General features: G+C 66.3%; 14 protein-coding genes and 1 tRNA gene. 4 read left to right on the plus strand and 11 right to left on the minus strand.

Going from position 1 to position 17271, the window contains the following annotated elements:
• Positions 1 to 29: 29 nt before the first annotated feature.
• The gene (locus tag AC1U2B_RS15865; RefSeq protein ID WP_480217500.1) at positions 30 to 2375 is read right to left on the minus strand and encodes a cellulase family glycosylhydrolase; all 2346 of its coding nucleotides are present in this window, start codon (positions 2373 to 2375) and stop codon (positions 30 to 32) included.
• Positions 2376 to 3097: 722 nt separating this feature from the next.
• Between AC1U2B_RS15865 and AC1U2B_RS15870 the strand changes: the two genes are divergently transcribed.
• Complete coding sequence (locus AC1U2B_RS15870; RefSeq protein ID WP_480217501.1) at positions 3098 to 3679, plus strand: TetR/AcrR family transcriptional regulator C-terminal domain-containing protein; 582 nt, start codon at positions 3098 to 3100, stop codon at positions 3677 to 3679.
• 71 nt (positions 3680 to 3750) lie between these two features.
• Here AC1U2B_RS15870 and AC1U2B_RS15875 read toward each other — a convergent pair whose 3' ends face one another.
• The 3 genes from AC1U2B_RS15875 to AC1U2B_RS15885 all read right to left on the minus strand — a co-directional run bounded on the left by AC1U2B_RS15875 (position 3751) and on the right by AC1U2B_RS15885 (position 6165).
• The gene (locus AC1U2B_RS15875; RefSeq protein WP_480217502.1) at positions 3751 to 4941 is read right to left on the minus strand and encodes a permease; all 1191 of its coding nucleotides are present in this window, start codon (positions 4939 to 4941) and stop codon (positions 3751 to 3753) included.
• Between the two features lie 120 nt (positions 4942 to 5061).
• On the minus strand, positions 5062 to 5979 hold the full coding sequence (locus AC1U2B_RS15880) for an alpha/beta fold hydrolase (protein WP_480217503.1): 918 nt from the start codon (positions 5977 to 5979) through the stop codon (positions 5062 to 5064).
• A 103-nt stretch (positions 5980 to 6082) separates the two neighbouring features.
• Positions 6083 to 6165 (minus strand) — tRNA-Tyr (locus tag AC1U2B_RS15885).
• A gap of 114 nt (positions 6166 to 6279) precedes the next feature.
• Between AC1U2B_RS15885 and AC1U2B_RS15890 the strand changes: the two genes are divergently transcribed.
• Positions 6280 to 6771 carry a YajQ family cyclic di-GMP-binding protein gene (locus AC1U2B_RS15890; protein ID WP_043401524.1) on the plus strand — a complete coding sequence of 164 codons (492 nt, stop codon included), beginning with the start codon at positions 6280 to 6282 and terminating at the stop codon, positions 6769 to 6771.
• A 3-nt stretch (positions 6772 to 6774) separates the two neighbouring features.
• Here AC1U2B_RS15890 and AC1U2B_RS15895 read toward each other — a convergent pair whose 3' ends face one another.
• A complete protein-coding gene (locus tag AC1U2B_RS15895; protein WP_480217504.1) occupies positions 6775 to 7179 on the minus strand; it encodes a lipoprotein LppJ family protein in 405 nt (134 codons plus the stop codon).
• Between the two features lie 109 nt (positions 7180 to 7288).
• Complete coding sequence (locus AC1U2B_RS15900; protein ID WP_480217505.1) at positions 7289 to 9142, minus strand: alpha/beta hydrolase; 1854 nt, start codon at positions 9140 to 9142, stop codon at positions 7289 to 7291.
• Between the two features lie 115 nt (positions 9143 to 9257).
• Between AC1U2B_RS15900 and AC1U2B_RS15905 the strand changes: the two genes are divergently transcribed.
• Positions 9258 to 10283: an NAD(P)H-dependent glycerol-3-phosphate dehydrogenase gene (locus AC1U2B_RS15905; RefSeq protein ID WP_043401519.1), complete on the plus strand. Its 1026-nt coding sequence runs from the start codon at positions 9258 to 9260 to the stop codon at positions 10281 to 10283.
• Between the two features lie 24 nt (positions 10284 to 10307).
• Here AC1U2B_RS15905 and AC1U2B_RS15910 read toward each other — a convergent pair whose 3' ends face one another.
• The 4 genes from AC1U2B_RS15910 to AC1U2B_RS15925 all read right to left on the minus strand — a co-directional run bounded on the left by AC1U2B_RS15910 (position 10308) and on the right by AC1U2B_RS15925 (position 13724).
• Positions 10308 to 10865 (minus strand): hypothetical protein, encoded by a 558-nt coding sequence (locus AC1U2B_RS15910; RefSeq protein ID WP_231575692.1) that lies wholly within the window; start codon positions 10863 to 10865, stop codon positions 10308 to 10310.
• Between the two features lie 49 nt (positions 10866 to 10914).
• On the minus strand, positions 10915 to 11211 hold the full coding sequence (locus AC1U2B_RS15915) for a hypothetical protein (protein ID WP_480217506.1): 297 nt from the start codon (positions 11209 to 11211) through the stop codon (positions 10915 to 10917).
• A gap of 139 nt (positions 11212 to 11350) precedes the next feature.
• Positions 11351 to 12922 (minus strand): sensor histidine kinase, encoded by a 1572-nt coding sequence (locus AC1U2B_RS15920; protein ID WP_234711383.1) that lies wholly within the window; start codon positions 12920 to 12922, stop codon positions 11351 to 11353.
• A 19-nt stretch (positions 12923 to 12941) separates the two neighbouring features.
• Positions 12942 to 13724, minus strand: a complete 783-nt coding sequence (locus AC1U2B_RS15925) for a response regulator transcription factor (RefSeq protein ID WP_043984926.1) — start codon at positions 13722 to 13724, stop codon at positions 12942 to 12944.
• Between the two features lie 464 nt (positions 13725 to 14188).
• Between AC1U2B_RS15925 and AC1U2B_RS15930 the strand changes: the two genes are divergently transcribed.
• Positions 14189 to 16366, plus strand: a complete 2178-nt coding sequence (locus tag AC1U2B_RS15930) for a SulP family inorganic anion transporter (protein WP_480217507.1) — start codon at positions 14189 to 14191, stop codon at positions 16364 to 16366.
• A gap of 95 nt (positions 16367 to 16461) precedes the next feature.
• On the opposite strand, the gene AC1U2B_RS15935 is transcribed toward AC1U2B_RS15930, so the two are convergent.
• The gene (locus tag AC1U2B_RS15935; protein ID WP_480217754.1) at positions 16462 to 17172 is read right to left on the minus strand and encodes a DUF1326 domain-containing protein; all 711 of its coding nucleotides are present in this window, start codon (positions 17170 to 17172) and stop codon (positions 16462 to 16464) included.
• Positions 17173 to 17271: the final 99 nt, after the last annotated feature.

Below are 17271 nucleotides of genomic sequence, written 5' to 3' on the forward strand. Positions count from 1 at the left end.
GGACTTCCAAGGGGGGCCCGTCAGCTCGATCACGTCGCCGCGTTGGGTCCGGTTCCGGCGGGGGCGGCAGTCACGACGACTCTGACCGTGGCTGCGCCGTCATCCGACGCGATCACGAGTTGAGGTGCGTTGGGCGCCGACACAACGTGCCCGCCAGTGACGGTCACCTGGTAGCCGCTCGGGAACTCCACGGTTGGCGTCGAGATGATCGTCTGTGCGCCGGCGGCGAAGCTGCCTGTGCCGTCGGCTTTTTGGGTGGCGTAGCTGAACTGGAAGGTGCCGTTGGCATAGGACCAGGACTGGGGTGTGCCGGAGATCGCCTGCGGGTAGGGCTGGGCGAGGATTGCCAGCTTGGTGGCATCGACGTTGTCGCCGACGGGCGGCAGGCTGGGGTCCTTCACCAACCACTCGGTGCCCGGTGAACCGGTGATGTCGCTTTGGCCGGTGTAGGCCCAGTCCGACCAACCGATCGCATGCTGGTTTGCGCTGTTCATCGGGGGGAAGAGTGTTGAGTAATTGGTCGTGGATCCGATCGTGCCGAACTCGGTCACCATCGCCGGAATTCCATGCGCACGCGCATAGGCCATAGCCATGTTCGTGATTCCGGCGACGTCCGGGATGGAGCCCCCACCGAATGTCGCCAGGGAATAGGGGTGATACGAGAAGACGGTGTGGTTGGCATCCACGGTGCCCAGGTGGGTGCGTACACCGAAGTCGAACAGTGCGTTCGGCTCGAAGTACACCGGTGTGTTCGGGTCGACTGCCCGGATCGCCGATGCCACCTGGTTGTAGAACGGAGTCAACGACTCGCGGTCGAAGTGCGAGCCGCCGAGCATGCTCAGCAGCGAGTCCCCTGCGGTCGGGTACGGCTCGTTCATGATCTCGTAGCCGGCCACATTGGGGTCGCCCTTGAAGTAGTTCGCGACGTGTTCCCACATCTGCGCGTAATGGTCCTCCAGCCCCATCCCACCCGATACTCGGCTGTTCGCCCAGAATGCGCCGATGGCGTACTGCGCGGCAGGATCGAGCAGCGAGGTGATCGGGAAGCCGCCCACCTGGATGTTGGGCAGCCCGCCGGTTTTCGACGCCCACGCCGGCGCGCCTTCGCCCCCGAACTCGCTGCTGTAGCCGTCCTGGTGCATATCGAGGATGGTGTAGATGCCGTGGCTGGCCAACATCTGGACGGTCTGGTTGACGGAGTCGAGGTAGGCAGTGTTGTAGACGCCGGGCTCGGGCTCCACGGCGGCCCAGATAACGCCAAGCCGCACTTGGTTGAAACCGTTGGCCTGCAGGAATGCTGCGTCGTCCTCGCTGAACCCGCCAGCGGACGGGTCGTATGGCGCGAGCTTGTAGACCTGGTTGACCCCATGCAGGATCACGACCTGCCCGTCACCGTTGGTAATCCAGTTGCCGGTGGTCGACAGAGGCCGCCCTGAGGCGTCGACGCTGGTCCCGGTGAGCGTGGCCCCGGTGCCGAAGTGGCCGACGGCGCCGTGCGTACCGAACAGGCCCGCGTTGCCGCCGGCCCCGCCGAGCGCAGGCAACCCCGTCGAGGCGCCGCCCACGCCACTGTTTCCGGCGTCACCGCCGTTGCCGCCGAATCCCCAGATGAATGACCCCGAGCCACCGGTGCCGCCTCGGCCACCGTCAGCCCCGTCGCCGCCATGGCCGCCGGTGCCGCCGACACCGAACAGCAGCCCGACTCCCGCACCGCCACGACCGCCGGCTCCGCCGGTGCCACCGGGCAAGGTTCCGCCAGCGCCGCCGCTACCGCCGATGCCCAAGAGGAACCCGCCGGCACCGCCCGCACCACCGGCGGCTCCCGCACCGCCGGCACCGCCGCGTCCACCATCGCCCAACAATCCACCGCGACCGCCGCCGCCACCAGCAACACCCGCTTCGGTGCTGTCCCAACCTGCGCCGCCATTGCCTGCCAACCATCCACCGGCACCGCCGGCATGGTGTGCCGCGGTGCCGGCTGCGCCGTTCCCTATGACATACGAGCCGGCCAGCCGATTGATGACGAAGTCCACCTGCCGGCCGATGTCACTGCTGATCCAGCGCTCAATGGCAGCGTGGATCTGGATGTAGACCAGCCGCTGCACGGACATGGGCGGTGTCGTTGAGGTGACCGCAGCAGTAGACCCGGGTGTGGTATCGGGGGTGGCGCCCGCGGCCGACAGCGTCGAGACGAGCGCGGTGGTGTCCACGGGCGCGGCCGGTGCGTTGCGCGAAGTGCCTCCTGCAACCGGTGGTGCCGAGGCGGTCGATTTGGCCAGCGCCACCGCGGTGATGGTTGCGGTGGACTTGGGTGCCGTTCCGGAGCCTTCTCGGCGGGCGGCAGCGAGCAGCATCGAGACCAGCGGGGGATCCACGGGCGTGGTCGGCGTTTTGCCTGCGCCAGCCGGTATTGCCGAGGCCGTGGCGAGGGGTTGAGTCGCCGCACTTGCTGTGACTGACGATGGAGACGGTGCTGTCGCACTGCTGGGCGCCTTCTTCGCCGAAGCCTTGGCCGTAGCGCGTGCGCTTGGCTTGGTGGTTCGCGGGCTCGTTGCGCCGCCGTCGCCATCACCGGCCGCGGATGGGTTTTCCGAACTCGCCGCGGCCGACGCTGTCGCCTTGCCGGGTGTCTTCTTCGCCGAACCCGTGGACGTGCCCCTCACACCTCCGCTGGCTGAGGTGGCCTCGGAATGGCTCGACGGTGATGCGCCTGTATCCGCCGACGCCACCCCGTTTCCCCAGCTCACAGCAGCGCCGATCCCCAGCGCGACTGCCAAACCCCCGACCCGGCCGATGTATGCAGATGCTTTCATGCGTCTTGGTATACGGGACGGGAGCCGGCCGCAGCGTCGATTTCGCCAATTTTTTTCCGGATGGCTGAAAATTAGTACAACAGGGCCGAGACAGCCGGTCGGCGCCTGTGAGGTCGCTGCCAACGGGGTCCTCGCCGCGAGAACCTAAGCTGTCGAGTGTGGGCGGTGACGGTGGCGGTAAGGACGCAGACACCACCTCAAGAAGTCGGCGCGGACGTCCGGCGCAGATCAGTCGCGACCAAATAGTTGCTGCCGCTCTCAGGGTGGTACCGGAGCCTGTGACCATGAAGGCCGTAGCCGACGCCCTGGGCGTCGAGCGCAAGTCGCTCAACTATCACGTCCGCGATCGCGAAACTCTGCTGCGACTGATGGCGGCCGAGGTGTTCAAGTCCGAATTCTCGCGCGTTCCCCCACCGCCGCAGGATGATTGGCGTGATGTCCTGCGCTGGTTCGGAGAAACGATCCGCCGCGCCATACTCATGTTCGGAATCCACGACACCTTCCCAATCGAGGGCGCCCTCGGCCTCGACTCATTGCGCAAGGCCGAGTACCTGCTCGAAACACTCGTGCACGCCGGCTTCGAAGTGGAGCAGGCGGGCCGTGCGACCAATGTCGTCATCGAACTCGCACTGACTTCTGCGCGAGATTCCCTGCTCCGCACTGGGCAGCGCAATCACCCGCAGCGCGAAGAGGCCATCGAGGCCATCAGCAGCGCCGGCGAAACCGACTTCACCCTGCTGCATCGGAACCTGGTGGCGCGGAGAGCAGATCCCGACGAGGACTCCCAGTGGGATTTCAATCTCAGCGTTGTCTTCGCAGGGCTCACCACGCTGCTGGGCCAAAACCGGCCACAACCTGATCGGTAGGAAAGGCCTCACGCCTCGAACTCGGTGCATCCGCCACGGACTGCTGGCGGGGTTCGGGTGTTCAAGATCGTCTAGTGCGCGTGGCCGGCGTGGTGATCGTGGCTGCCGTCGTGCCCCGTGTCAGGTGAGCCGCCCATCATGCGCAGCATCGGGATGCCACCGGTGCGGACGAAGCGGACCACCAGCAGCGCGGCCAGCAGCAGGAAGACGATGTTGAGCCAGGTGGTGTAGTTCCACGAGATACCGCTGTCCATCACCATGGCGTTGCGCTGGGCGGGGATGAGACCGGTTGCGCCGAAAAGCAATTCGACGAGGTAGCCCGCCGCGACCATCGAGATGTAGAAGGTGGCCAGCAGCGTCAGCATCATCCGGGTGCCGTAGTACTTCCGGTAGATGTTGAGGATCGGCAGGATCAGCAGGTCGGCGAAGATGAAGGCGATCACGCCGCCGAAGCTGATGCCGCCGTTCCACAGCACCGCCGCCAGCGGCACGTTGCCGATGGAGCAGACGAACGACACGATGGCCACGACCGGGCCGACGATCGGCCCCCAGATCGCCGACCAGGTGGGGTCGTCGGCGAGGAAGAAGTTCTCCCAGAACGCATTCGGCACCCACGCGCCGATCGCTCCGGCGATCAGCAGGCCGAGGATCAGGTCGCGCAGGATCGCAGCCCATTCCATGACGAACACATGCGACACCGAGGTGAACCCCGGCGCCGAGAACAGGCGCTTGGCGAACGAGCCCTCCCCCTGCACCGACATGTCCATCGCGGCATGCCCCTCCATCGAGCCCGCGCGGCCGTAGTCCGCCTGCACGCGGGCTTCGTCGATGAGGCGACTCCGGACGAACAACCGGAACAGCACCGCCAGCACGACGATCATGATCGGGCCGCCGATGAATTCCGCGGCGGTGAACTGCCAGCCCATCAGCAGGGCCAGGATGATGCCGAGTTCGACGACGAGGTTGGTGGAGCCGATCTCGAACGCCATCGCGGCGGTGAAGTTGGCGCCCTTGCGAAACAGCGAGCGGGCCAACGCCACTGCGGCGTACGAGCACGACGACGATGCCGCGCCGAGTCCCGCCGCCACGGCGAGGGTTTTCGGTTTGTCGTCACCGAGGAGCCGCACGATCGTCGACTTCCGGACGACGGCCTGCACCACCGCCGACAGCGCGAACCCGAGGATCAGCGCCCAGAGAATCTCCCACGTCATCGAGCCGGCCAGGGCCAGCGCGTGACCGATCGCAGCGATTGCGGCGTCCACGGGGCTGACGTTAGTCCCGGCAGCCGATGCTCGCCGCCGATGCGGCGCCTTTCATCGAGCGTGGGGGTTTACGCAGAATGCCGGCCGGATCTCCTCGTCATCCCCCACTGTCGACGGCCGCTAGGCCGGGCTACCGATGAACTCGATGCCGGCGGTGATCGCCGGGCGGTGCCGCAGCATCCGGTAGTGCGCCAGCTTTCCGAGGCCCTTGGTGGTCAACAGCTGGGCGCCGGGCCACGACGCGGCGAGCTTCTCGCTCGACGAGTAGGGGCTGTCTGGGTCATCGGGGTCGTGGATGAGCAGCAGCGGTGGGTGGTTGGCCCGGGCACCGAGGTTGACCATGTTGGTGTCGGCCAGCGACATGCCGATGCGGCGCACCAGTCGCCGTTGCAGGCCCGCGCGGATCCGACGGCCGAAGTTGTGCCGCGCGCCGAACAGGTCCAGGTACATCGGGTAGTCGCCCATCGGCGCGAGCAGCACCAACCGCCCGACCTTCGCGCCATGAACCGCCGCCGCCATGGTGGCCGAATTGGCCCCGAGCGAATGGGCAACGACCGCGTGGGCCGGCCCGTGCTCGCGGATGACCGCCGCGACCGCGGCGGCGCATTCGATGGCGGTGGTGCGTCCCGGCTTGAGCGCGCCCGGCTCGGACTCGTTGTGGCTGGGCAGGTCGAACGCGATGACCCGATACCCGGCGGCCACGAGCGGTTTGACGAACATGCCCAGGTGCGGGCGGCGGCCGCCCCAGCCGTGCACCAGGTACACCGGCGGCCCGTCGCCCCAGGACTCACCGGCGATGCGGTGGCCGTCCCAGTGCGCTTCCAGCGGTGCGCCGGGTGCGACGCCGGGCGGCATGCGCAGGCTCTGCTCGATGATCGGTGGCGTGCACCACAGCTCGGTGGCCCATCGGGATCCGATGGCGGGCGCAAATCGTTCCAGCTGCGCGAATCTCGCACGAATCTTCGGGTCGACCGGTGGTTGCACACCGGATCCCTCGACGTCGAGCACGACGTCACGATCTGTTGGGGACTCGACCATGGGTGAAATCCTAACGACCGCCCTCGATTCGGCTGCCGGCGATCGGCAGCCGATCAACTCGTGAAACGAAATCAGGCCCCCTCGAAAGGGGGCCTGATCAGTGTGGCAGGTACAGGATTCGAACCTGTGTAGGCTTTCGCCGACGGATTTACAGTCCGCTCCCATTGGCCGCTCGGGCAACCTGCCGGGTTTGTCGCCTTCCGGGGTACCGGGTTTGGCGCGAGTAGCAGAGTACAACGAAGATGTACCGAACACGAAAACGGGACCCCCACCAGGGGCGCAGATACGGAGGGCAATCCAATGGCGGATTCATCGTTCGACATCGTCAGCAAGGTCGACCGGCAGGAAGTCGACAATGCCCTCAACCAGGCCGCCAAGGAGCTGTCCACCCGCTTCGACTTCCGTGGCACCGACACCACCATCGCCTGGAAGGGCGACGAGGTCATCGAGCTGGTCAGCTCGACCGAGGAGCGCGTCAAGGCCGCGGTCGACGTGTTCAAGGAGAAGCTGGTCCGCCGCGACATCTCGATGAAGGCGTTCGACGCCGGCGACCCGCAGCCCAGCGGCAAGACCTACCGCGTCTCGGGCACGCTGCAGCAGGGCATCACCAGCGAGCAGGCCAAGAAGATCACCAAGATCATCCGCGACGAGGGCCCCAAGGGAGTCAAGGCGCAGATTCAGGGCGACGAGATCCGGGTCTCCAGCAAGAAGCGCGACGACCTGCAGGCCATCATCGCCCTGCTCAAGGGCGCCGACCTGGACGTGGCGCTGCAGTTCGTCAATTACCGGTAGCGCTCAGCCGTCGCTGTTCAGCTCTTTGGTCAAGTTGGTGCCGTTGTTCTTGCTGTCACCATGATGGTTGGTCATGTTGCGGCATTCGCCGTAAATCTTGAACGCGAGCCGACTTTCGCCCTGGTAGTACTCGATGTTGACCGCGACGCCGTCCCGGTTGATGGTGCCGCCGTACATGTGTTGGGAGGGCAGCTTGTCTGACCATCCCGACGCCAGCATGGCGGCCTTCACCTGCGCGGCGTAGTCCTGGCCGCTGACGCCCGACGGCAGCAACGCACTCATCTCGAGGTAGCCCTTGTTCGGCGGATCGCCATCGTCATTGCAGAACGCGAGATAGCCGCCACCGCTAACGTCATGCAGCCCAGCCACTTTCCGCAATTGACGACCCGCATTGATGACCTGGGCCATGGACTCTTCATCGGTCATGGGGTGCACTGGACGATCGCTATGGGGAAGCAAGCCACATCCTCCTAACATCAGGGCACATACGAAAGCCGCTGTGCCGACGCGATATCGACTACCTGTAATCATGGTCGTTCTTCACCGTCTCACCTGGGCGATTGGATTCGGGATCCGAATATGCCGGGGTCCCGGGTATGGGGATGTCCACATGCGGCACCGGCACCTCGACACCGAACGGCAGGTTGACGTGGTCGGGTGTCGAGAAGGTCGGCCGGTGCCGGTCCTCGGCCAGTAGTCCGTCGGTCGCAAGGCGTTCGCTGTGCCCGCTGGCGATGTCGGTCATCGCGCGCAACGACTCACTGCCCATGTCGTAGTACTTCGAGTGATCATGGAAACTCCAGCCGGTCTCGCCGGCCACCTCGGCCCGGAACCGGGTGGCGCCGAAGCCCTCTGCCGACGGGTCGGTCCCCAGACCGGCGACCGGCCCCAGCGGATTACCGAGCTCCGCGTTCAGCCATTGCGCCGCCCCCGGACCGCCCGTACCGAGCCGGGCGACGGGATCGGTCGACGCCGCCCCGACGTACACCTGGCCACCATTGACGTGGAAGTCCGCCGCGCTGTGCGCCAAATCTGTTCCAGGACAACCGATCAACACGACATCGTTGACTTTCATGCCGCTGCCCGCACACGCATCGGCGACGGTGGTGGACCCGTAGGAGTGCCCCATCACCGTCACATGGGAGGTGCCCAAGTGCGTGGCCGCCAGGCCATTGACGTCGGCAGCCAGCAGGTCGCCGCCCTGCCGAGCCAGGGTCGGGTTCGCGATCCGCGGATCGGTGAAGCTGTCGGGTGCGTCGTACCCCATCCACATCATCACCGCGGTCGAGCTATTCGGGTCGGCCAGCTTCGCCTGGTCGTACACGTGGATGGCGTCGTCGTGACCGTCCGCCAACCAGCCGTCGTGGACACTGCTCCCGGTGCCCGGCACGATGACCGTGGTGTTGTTGGCAGTGTCCGGGTTGCCGAGGCAGATGGCTGCCCGCCCCTGCCCGCCGTCCGCCTCCGGTTGGTAGGCCCAGAGCATGACCGGACGTGACCTGTTCGGGTCCGTGTTCGATCCGCGCTGGTGCGCCAGCCCCTCGCTGGTCCGCCGCGCGTTGTAGAACCGGGTGGCGTCGGTCTGTGTCAGCCCGTACCGGCCGGGGTCCTTGAGGACGTCGTCCTCGGAGACATGGTTGCGGTTGGCGACGTCGCGCACCCGGTTCAGGTCGTCGTTCATCACCTGCTGATTGACCGCGTCCCGAGCACTCGCCGGGACGCCGTTGAGGTTGCCCAATTCGGGTGGGTGCCGGGCGATCAGCTGCTGCCGCTGCTCCGGAGTCAGTGCGGTCCACCATTTTTCGACGTCCTCGGGGTTGGTTCCCGGAGGCGGAATCTGGATGTCCTGCCCGCCGATGTTCACCGGCGCCGAGGGCTTCTGGCCTTGCACCGCCTGGTCGATAGCCGTCGCGGTGAGCGTGTCAGTGGTGTCGAAGGCCTTCAACTGTTCCTGGATGGACGTGGTGAAGAACTCCGCCGCCTTCTTGAGGGGCCCCAAGTCCCCGATCAGCCACTGCTGCGGTGTGACCACGCCATCGTCGCTGACCGAAAACCCGAGTTGGATCGCGGTGTCGACGAATTCCAGCAGGGTGCTGCGCAGAGACGTCAGCTGATTTCCGCCGTCGGTCAGCGCCTTGGTCAGCTGGTCCAGCCTGCCGCGGTAGGCCTCCTGCTCATCGATCAGCTGCTGCGCCTTGGCGACTGCGGCGTCGGCGGCCTGCCCGTGCCAGTTCGCTTTCACGTTCGCCAGCTGGCCGCGCTCGACGCCGATGACGATCTCCAGCGCGGCTGACGTGGTCCGTACCTCATCCGCGGCGTCGAGCAGTGCCTCGGGCTTGGCCGCGCGAACGCGCGACACCGTCACCGTCACTGCTGCCGCACCCCCTCGGCGATCCCTCATCCGATCGTCGCACAGGTCGCAGGTACCAACCGACACAACATTCAAACCGCACCACCGACCGGACACTCCGACATAACCTGTCGCCATGGCACCAGCGCAGCGCGTACCGACCGTCGTCGTCCTCGGTGGCGGATCCTGGGGCACCACGGTGGCCTCGATCTGCGCGCGACGGGGACCGACGCTGCAGTGGGTGCGGTCCGCGGAGACGGCGGCCGACATCAACGAAAAGCACTGCAACAGCCGCTATCTGGGCGACGGGGTGGCGCTGCCCGAATCACTGCGGGCGACCACCGACTTCTCCGAGGCAGCCAACTGCGCCGACGTCATCGTGATGGGTGTGCCGTCGCACGGCTTCCGCAACGTGCTGGGCGAACTGGCCAAGGAACTGCGACCTTGGGTCCCGGTGGTGTCGTTGGTCAAGGGCCTGGAGCAGGGCACCAACATGCGCATGAGCCAGATCGTCGACGAGGTGCTGCCCGGGCATCCGGCCGGGATCCTGGCCGGACCAAACATCGCCCGCGAGGTCGCCGAGGGCTATGCCGCCGCCGCCGTGCTGGCCATGCCGGACCAGCACCTGGCCGCCAATATCGCGGGCCTGTTCCGCACCAGGCGCTTTCGCACCTACACGACCGACGACGTGATCGGCGTCGAGATGGCCGGGGCGCTCAAGAACGTGTACGCCATCTCCGTCGGCATGGGGTACTCATTGGGCATCGGCGAGAACACCCGAGCGATGGTGATGGCGCGCGCGGTGGCCGAGATGTCCAAGCTGGGCGTGGCGATGGGCGGCAACCGGGACACGTTCGCGGGCCTGGCCGGCATGGGCGACCTGATCGTCACCTGTACCAGCCAGCGCAGCCGCAACCGGCACGTCGGCGAACAGCTGGGTCAGGGCAAGAGCATCGAGGAGATCATCTCGTCGATGAACCAGGTCGCCGAGGGGGTCAAGGCCGCCAGCGTGATCATGGAGTTCGCCGAGACGCACGGGCTCAGCATGCCGATCGCCCGCGAGGTGGATCGGGTGATCAACCACGGCTGCACGGTGGCGGACGCCTATGCCGGCCTGATGCTCGAGAAGCCCGGGCACGAAGTACACGGCTCGGGCTTCTGAGTTCCGCGCTCGCGCGCGCTGCGATCAGTTCGCGTAGGGGCTGCGGTCTTTCGGCCTGTCCAGCAACGGATTCGACTCGTTGACGATGAAGCTGCCCGACGGGCTGACCACGAAACCGGACTGGTCGAAGCCGTTGACGCACGCCGTCATGGTGCCGTCGGTGCCGCAGGTGATGTTGCGGTAGCTGATCCGCGAACCGGCAGGCAATGTCTGCACCGCGCCGGGCATCTCGCCGAGGTACTTCGGGCCGTTCAGGATGTTGAACGCCGGCGCACCGAACTGACCGCCGACGACCACGTTGGAGCCTTCCGGCGCGCCCGGCAGCGGGCCGCTACAGCCGTACTCGCCTTCGTTGCGGCGCATCACGCAGGTCAGGCCGCCGGGCGCCTGGAACATGTAGAAGGAGCCGTCCTTGCTGGCGAAATTCGACGGACTGACGGGCTTGAATCCGTTGAGGTTCGGCGCAGCGGGTCCCGGTGGCGGGGGCACCGGCTCCGGCGGCGGATCGGCCGCGGCAACGCCCGGCACCAACGAGATCGCCCAAGTGGCCGCGACCGCACCGATCAGGAATCTGCTCAACACCTGCTCAGAGTAGAACCCCGTCGCCATAGCTCGCAGCGCCAGCGTCAAATCACTTGCAGCCGAGGTCGACGTAAACCGTGGTGCTCTGGCCGCGCAGCTTGCCTTCCTGACTCGACAGCTCGCGGCCGTGCCGGACCGCGGTGACGGTGCATTTGTCGAGAGATCCGCTGCCGACCCGCGACTCGATCACCCGGAAGCCCTCGGTCTGCAGCCGGTGGATCGTCTGCGTCGCGGATTCCCCGGGGCCGGGCGGCACGACCGGACGAGCCGCGGCCGGTACGGCCAGCGCGACCATCAAGGCCAGGACGATTCCGGTTCCGACTGGGATCTTCGTGGGATTGTTCATGTTTTTCCCTCTCCCGCATTCAGCGCAGATTGCACTGAATCAATAACTTCGACAGTAGCCGCGGAATTGATCGAGAAACGCATTCTCAGGTCGAACGCATACCGATACCCGCATGGATCATGCGGAATTCAGGCGAAACTCAAATAGTCGTCTCGACGGTGTGCGGGGTGTACGACTCACTCATCGTCACGTACTCGCCGACGTCCCGCAGCATCGGCAACCGGACCCGGAAAGTCGTTCCCGCAGTGTTTGATTCGACTTTCACCCGGCCGCCGTGCGCTTTGACGATCGTCGACACGATCGCCAGACCGAGGCCGGTGCTTCCGAGCGCGCGAGAACGCGATTTGTCGGCAACCACAAATCTGTCGAACAAATTCGGCAACAATTCTTCGGGAATTCCCGGACCGTCGTCGGCGACGGTCAGTTCCACATATCCGGGGCCCGGGGTCAAGGTCGCCGTGACCGCCGTTCCCGCCGGCGTGTGCACCCGCGCATTGGCCAGCAGGTTGCCGATCACCTGATGCAACCGCGCCGGGTCACCGCGTACCCACACCGACACGTCAGGCAGGCGCGAGCGCCAGCGATGCACGGGCGACGACACCGCGGCGTCGTTGACCGCGTTGATCACCAGATCGCACAGATCGACATCATCGGTCTCGAGGTCCTGATGCTCCTCCAGACGCGATATCAACAGCAGGTCCTCCACCAGACCGGACATCCGCTGCGCCTCGGACTCGATGCGGGCCAGCGCGTATTCGGTGGTCTCGGGCAGTGCCGCGCTGTCCTGTCGGGTCAGCTCGGCGTACCCGCGGATGGCGGCCAGCGGGGTCCGCAACTCGTGGCTGGCATCGGTGAGGAACTGCCGCGTCCGACGGTGGGAGGCGGCGAGTTCGGCCAGCGCGCTGTCGACGTTGTCCAGCAGTTTGTTGAGGGTGTCCCCCACGATGCCGACCTCGGTACGCGGATCGGTGTCCTCGGGCCGGACCCGTTCTGTGATGCGGTGGTCCTCACTGCCGAACTGTCGGGTCGCCACCTTGGCCGCCGTCGAGGCCACGCGGCTCAGCGGCCGCAGCGCATAGTTCACCACCGCGATGGTGCCGACAGCCGTCAGCGCGATGGCCAGCAGCGTCATGACCGCGACCGCGACGGTCTTGCGCGCCACCACGCTGTTGGCCTCTTCCATGGACACCCCGGAGACCAGCACGTCACCGCCGCCGGCGTCCTGGCCCGCCAATCGGTACCAGCCGAGTTTCGGCAGCTTCACCGTGCGCGGTCCGAGATTCGTCCACTGCTGCCCACTGACAGCCTTGATGACGTCGGGCTGGACCGGCTTCGGTTCCCCGTCCGGGAACACCGCGGACTGCACGACGACGCCCTTGTGCACGACGGCGATGAGATTGCCCGGGGCCTGGCCACCGAAGGCCGTCAGGCCGTCTTCCCCGGCGTCGATGGGATGTGCCGGGTCACCGCGCTTGATCTCCAAGCGGTCATACGAATGACCGAGAGCATCGAGCGAACGGTCCAATTCCGCGTCGCTCATCGCGGACACATAGCTGTGCAGGCTGTACACCGACAGCACCCCGACCGCCAGCAGCACCACGGTGACCAGAGAGGTGACGCCGAGCACGAGACGCCGGCGCAGGGTCCGCGGACGCCACCACGGCACCCGAGCCGGATTTCGGGCCAGCACTCGAGTCGGGACCCGGGTCACGCGTGTCACCTCGGGCAGATTAGTCCTCCGCGTCGGCAGGGCGCAGCATGTAGCCCACGCCGCGCACTGTGTGGATCATCGGTTCACGATCGGTGTCGATCTTCTTGCGCAGATACGAGATGTAGAGATCGACGATGCTCGACTTGCCGCCGAACCCGTAGTTCCACACCCGGTCGAGAATCTCCGCGCGGGCGATGGCCCGTCGCGGGTTACGCATCAGGTACCGGAGCAGTTCGAACTCGGTGACGGTCAACGAGATCAGTTCACCGGCGCGGGTCACTTCCCGGCTGGCGCCGTTGAGCACCATGTCGCCGACCTTGAGCACCTCGTCGGACTCGGGCGCCAGGTGGCTGGACCGGCGCAGCAGTCCACGCAGCCGCGCCACGAGCTCTTCGAGGCTGAACGGCTTGGTCATGTAGTCGTCGGCACCGGCGGTCAACCCGGTGACCCGGTCCATCACGGAGTCCCGCGCGGTGAGAAACAGGGTCGGCGTGTAGCCCTCCGCCGAGCGCACCCGCTGCAGCAACTGCAGGCCGTCGGTGTCGGGCAGCATGATGTCGAGCACCACGAGGTCGGGTTCCATCTCGCCGAATTTGGTCACCGCATCGCGGCCGTTGTGCGCGACCTCGACAACCCAGCCCTCGTAGTGCAGCGCCATCTTGACCAGGTTGGTCAGCGCCGGCTCATCATCGACCAGCAACACCCGGATGGGGGATCCGTCGGCACGTTCCATGCGCGGCAGCTGGCCGAGCACGGCGGCCCGGGGGTGACGCTCGCGAGGTGGTACCGACATCGTTGTCATTCTTCCATTGTGTTGAGTGCACCGATAATTGTCACTGCGTTCATACCGAGTTCAAATATTAGTCCTCGATATGACTCACGTCACTTACACAGTCCGATGTGATGCGCGAGAATCGTTGCAATACAGCCATTTTGACTGGTCGGACCACTAATCGCCAGCATACCGGCCGCGCCGATTCCACCCGGTAGCGCAGGATTGCGAATTACTCAACCAACTGGCGCGACAAGAAGATTTGCGTTCTCTATGGGAAGTCCCCTTCGCCTTGCGACCCCGTCTGGCGATAAATACTCTCGCACTTAGCAATTGGCGCAGACTCTCATCGGCGACCGCCAAATCAGAATGAAACATGTTGTTGCACAACATGTTTGATCGACAATGACGTCGGCGGGCGCGCGGGCCACCACTCACGCCGCGCATCTGCACATGTGTCCATCGGACAACTAACGGAGAACGGAAACCTAGGCATGCTAGAAACCGCCCCGCCGGCAAAGGGACTACGCGCGATACTGCGCTACGACCTGCCGGCGTCACTCGTCGTATTCCTGGTGGCACTGCCACTGTCACTCGGCATCGCCGTCGCCTCCAACGCTCCGATCCTGGCGGGCATCATCGCCGCCGTCGTCGGTGGCATCGTCGCCGGCGCGCTCGGCGGCTCGCCGCTGCAGGTGAGCGGGCCGGCCGCCGGCCTGACCGTCGTCGTCGCCGGCCTGATCGCCGAATTCGGCTGGGGCGTCACGTGCGCCATCACCGTCGGCGCCGGCATTCTGCAGATTCTGTTCGGCCTGAGCCGCGTGGCCCGGGCCGCGCTGGCGATCTCGCCGGTCGTCGTGCACGCCATGCTGGCCGGCATCGGTGTCACCATCGCGCTGCAGCAGCTGCACGTGCTGCTGGGTGGCAAGTCCAACAGCTCCGCGTGGGAGAACATCCACGAACTGCCCGCCCAGCTGACGAACATCCAGGGCGCCGGGTTCCTGCTCGGCATGCTGGTCATCGTCACGCTCGTCGCGTGGCGCTGGGTACCGGCGCCGATCAACCGGATCCCCGGTCCCCTGGTCGCCATCGTCGGCGTCACCGCGCTGTCCGTCGCGCTGCCGTTCGACGTCAAACGCATTCAGATCAACGGCTCGCTGCTGGACTCGCTGACGCTGCCGACCCTGCCCACGGGCGACTGGGACGGCATCATCGCCGGCGTGCTGACCGTCGCGCTGATCGCCAGCGTCGAGAGTCTGCTGTCCGCGGTGTCGGTGGATCGCATGCACAACGGTCCCCGCACCAACTTCGATCGTGAGCTGATCGGCCAGGGCGCGGCCAACGCCGTCTCCGGCGCCATCGGCGGCCTGCCCGTCACCGGCGTGATCGTGCGCAGCTCGACCAACGTCACCGCCGGCGCCAAGACCCGGGCGTCCGCCATCCTGCACGGTTTCTGGATCCTGTTGTTCGCGGTGCCGTTCGCCGGCCTGGCACAGCTGATCCCGACGTCGGCGCTGGCCGGCCTGCTGATCGTCATCGGCTGCCAGTTGGTCAAGAAGGCGCACATCGAAACCGCCCGGCGCACAGGCGATATCGCGGTCTACGTGATCACGATTCTCGGCGTCGTCTTCCTCAATCTGCTCGAGGGTGTGCTGATCGGCCTCGCCCTGGCGGTCGCGCTGACCGTCTGGCGCGTGATCCGGGCCAAGATCGTCACCGAGCACATCGCCGGTAACGACTGGCGCATCGTGATCGAGGGCTCCGTCAGCTTCCTGTCGCTGCCGCGCCTGACCTCGGCGCTGGCGTCGCTGCCGACCGGCTCCGACGTCACGATCGACCTGTCGGTGGACTTCATCGACCACGCCGCCCACGAAACCATCGATGAGTGGAAGCGCCAGCACGTGGCCGGCGGTGGCTCTGTCGAGATCCACGAGCACGGCACCGTCGAAATGCACAGCGCGACTTCCGGCCCGCCCGCGCGCAGCTTCAACCCGTTCGACAAGCGGTCCGGCGTCGTCCCGTGGAAGTCGCAGACCCAGACCAACTCCGTCATGGAAGGCCTGGAGACCTACCACCGCCGCACCGCACCCGTGCTGCGTCCGCACATGGAAGAGCTGGCCCACGCCCAGAAGCCCGAGACGCTGTTCATCACCTGCGTCGACTCGCGGGTCGTGCCCAACCTCATCACCAGCAGTGGCCCTGGCGACCTGCTGACGGTGCGCAACGTCGGCAACCTGATCCCGGAGGGACGGACCGACGCGTCGATCGAGGCGGCCATCGCATTCGCCGTCGACGTCCTGCAGGTCTCCTCGATCGTGGTGTGCGGCCACTCCAGCTGCGGCGCCATGACCGCGGTGCTGAGCAAGGATCAGGGCCAGGACGAACACCTGCACACCTGGCTGGAGCACGGTGACGCGACGTTGCGCGCCTTCGACGAGGGCCGCCATCCCGTGGCACTGGCCGCGGCCGAGGAAGGCTTCGGCGTCATCGACCAGTTGTCGATCGTCAACGTCGCGCTCCAGGTGCAGACCCTCGCCGCCCACCCGCTGGTCCGGTCCCGGCACCGCGCGGGCGAGCTCGAGGTGATCGGGCTGTTCTACGACATCGGCAGCGCGGCCGCCCTGCGGGTGACGCCGATCGGCGTGGATCGCCTGGTCGAGGTTGCCGAGTAGTACCTGATTGATCCTGCGCCCAGGGCCGTAAACCGCGAGAGCGGCGGGCCCTGGGCGCAGTGTCATTTCCGGGTCGCTTTCAGATCGTCGTCAGGTCAGTTGCAGCAGCAGGTACCGGACGGCTCGACCACTCGCGACACCTCGACGTTCGGCAGTTCGCCGTCGGGCCGCCAGTCGAACGGGAAATGCTTGCTCGAGGCGCCGAGGTACTCGTGGGAGAAGTCGAATCCGACGGCGTCGGCCTTCTTCACCACGCCCCACGTCGCCACCTGTCCCGGCCCCACTTCGGCGCCCGGGGCGTTGACGGTCGTCACGCGGCGGTTCGGGTCGGCCGTCGGTCCCGTCAGCGCTTCGACCCGCACATCGACCTTGCCCGGAATCTCCGCCCGCCAGTAGCCGAGGTCGTCAGCCGCCGCGAAGTTGATCGGCGCGTACTCGATGCCCCGCAGCTCGCTGATCAGACTGCCGAACTCCCCCGGCCAGCCGCCCTCGTCGCCGCGGAAGATCCGCTCCAGTGCCTGCCGCTGGTCGGCGTCGGCCTTCTCGTCGATGTAGAACATCAGCTTCATGGTGGCGTCCGGGTCACCCACCCACATGTTGCCGGCGAACTCACCCAGGGCCACCACCCCGAGGCCACTCAAATCGTTTGTGCCGTAATGCCCTTCGTGCACCTGCCAGACGAGCGTGAACAGGCAGTCGCCGTGCGTGGGCTCCTGCGCGAAGCTGCACGGGCAGGGCAGCTTGCAGCTGCACACATCGAACCACTCGCCGCGTAGATGCCAATCGGTCTTCGGGGTTACCGCCACCGTCATCGCTGAATCCCTTCTCGTTTTATACCCCCTGGGGGTACCTGACACAGACGACGTTACGCAGGCGTCGCGGCGTCCGTCAAGTACCCCCATGGG

This window comes from Mycolicibacterium sp. P4_G11 (genome assembly GCF_056555145.1).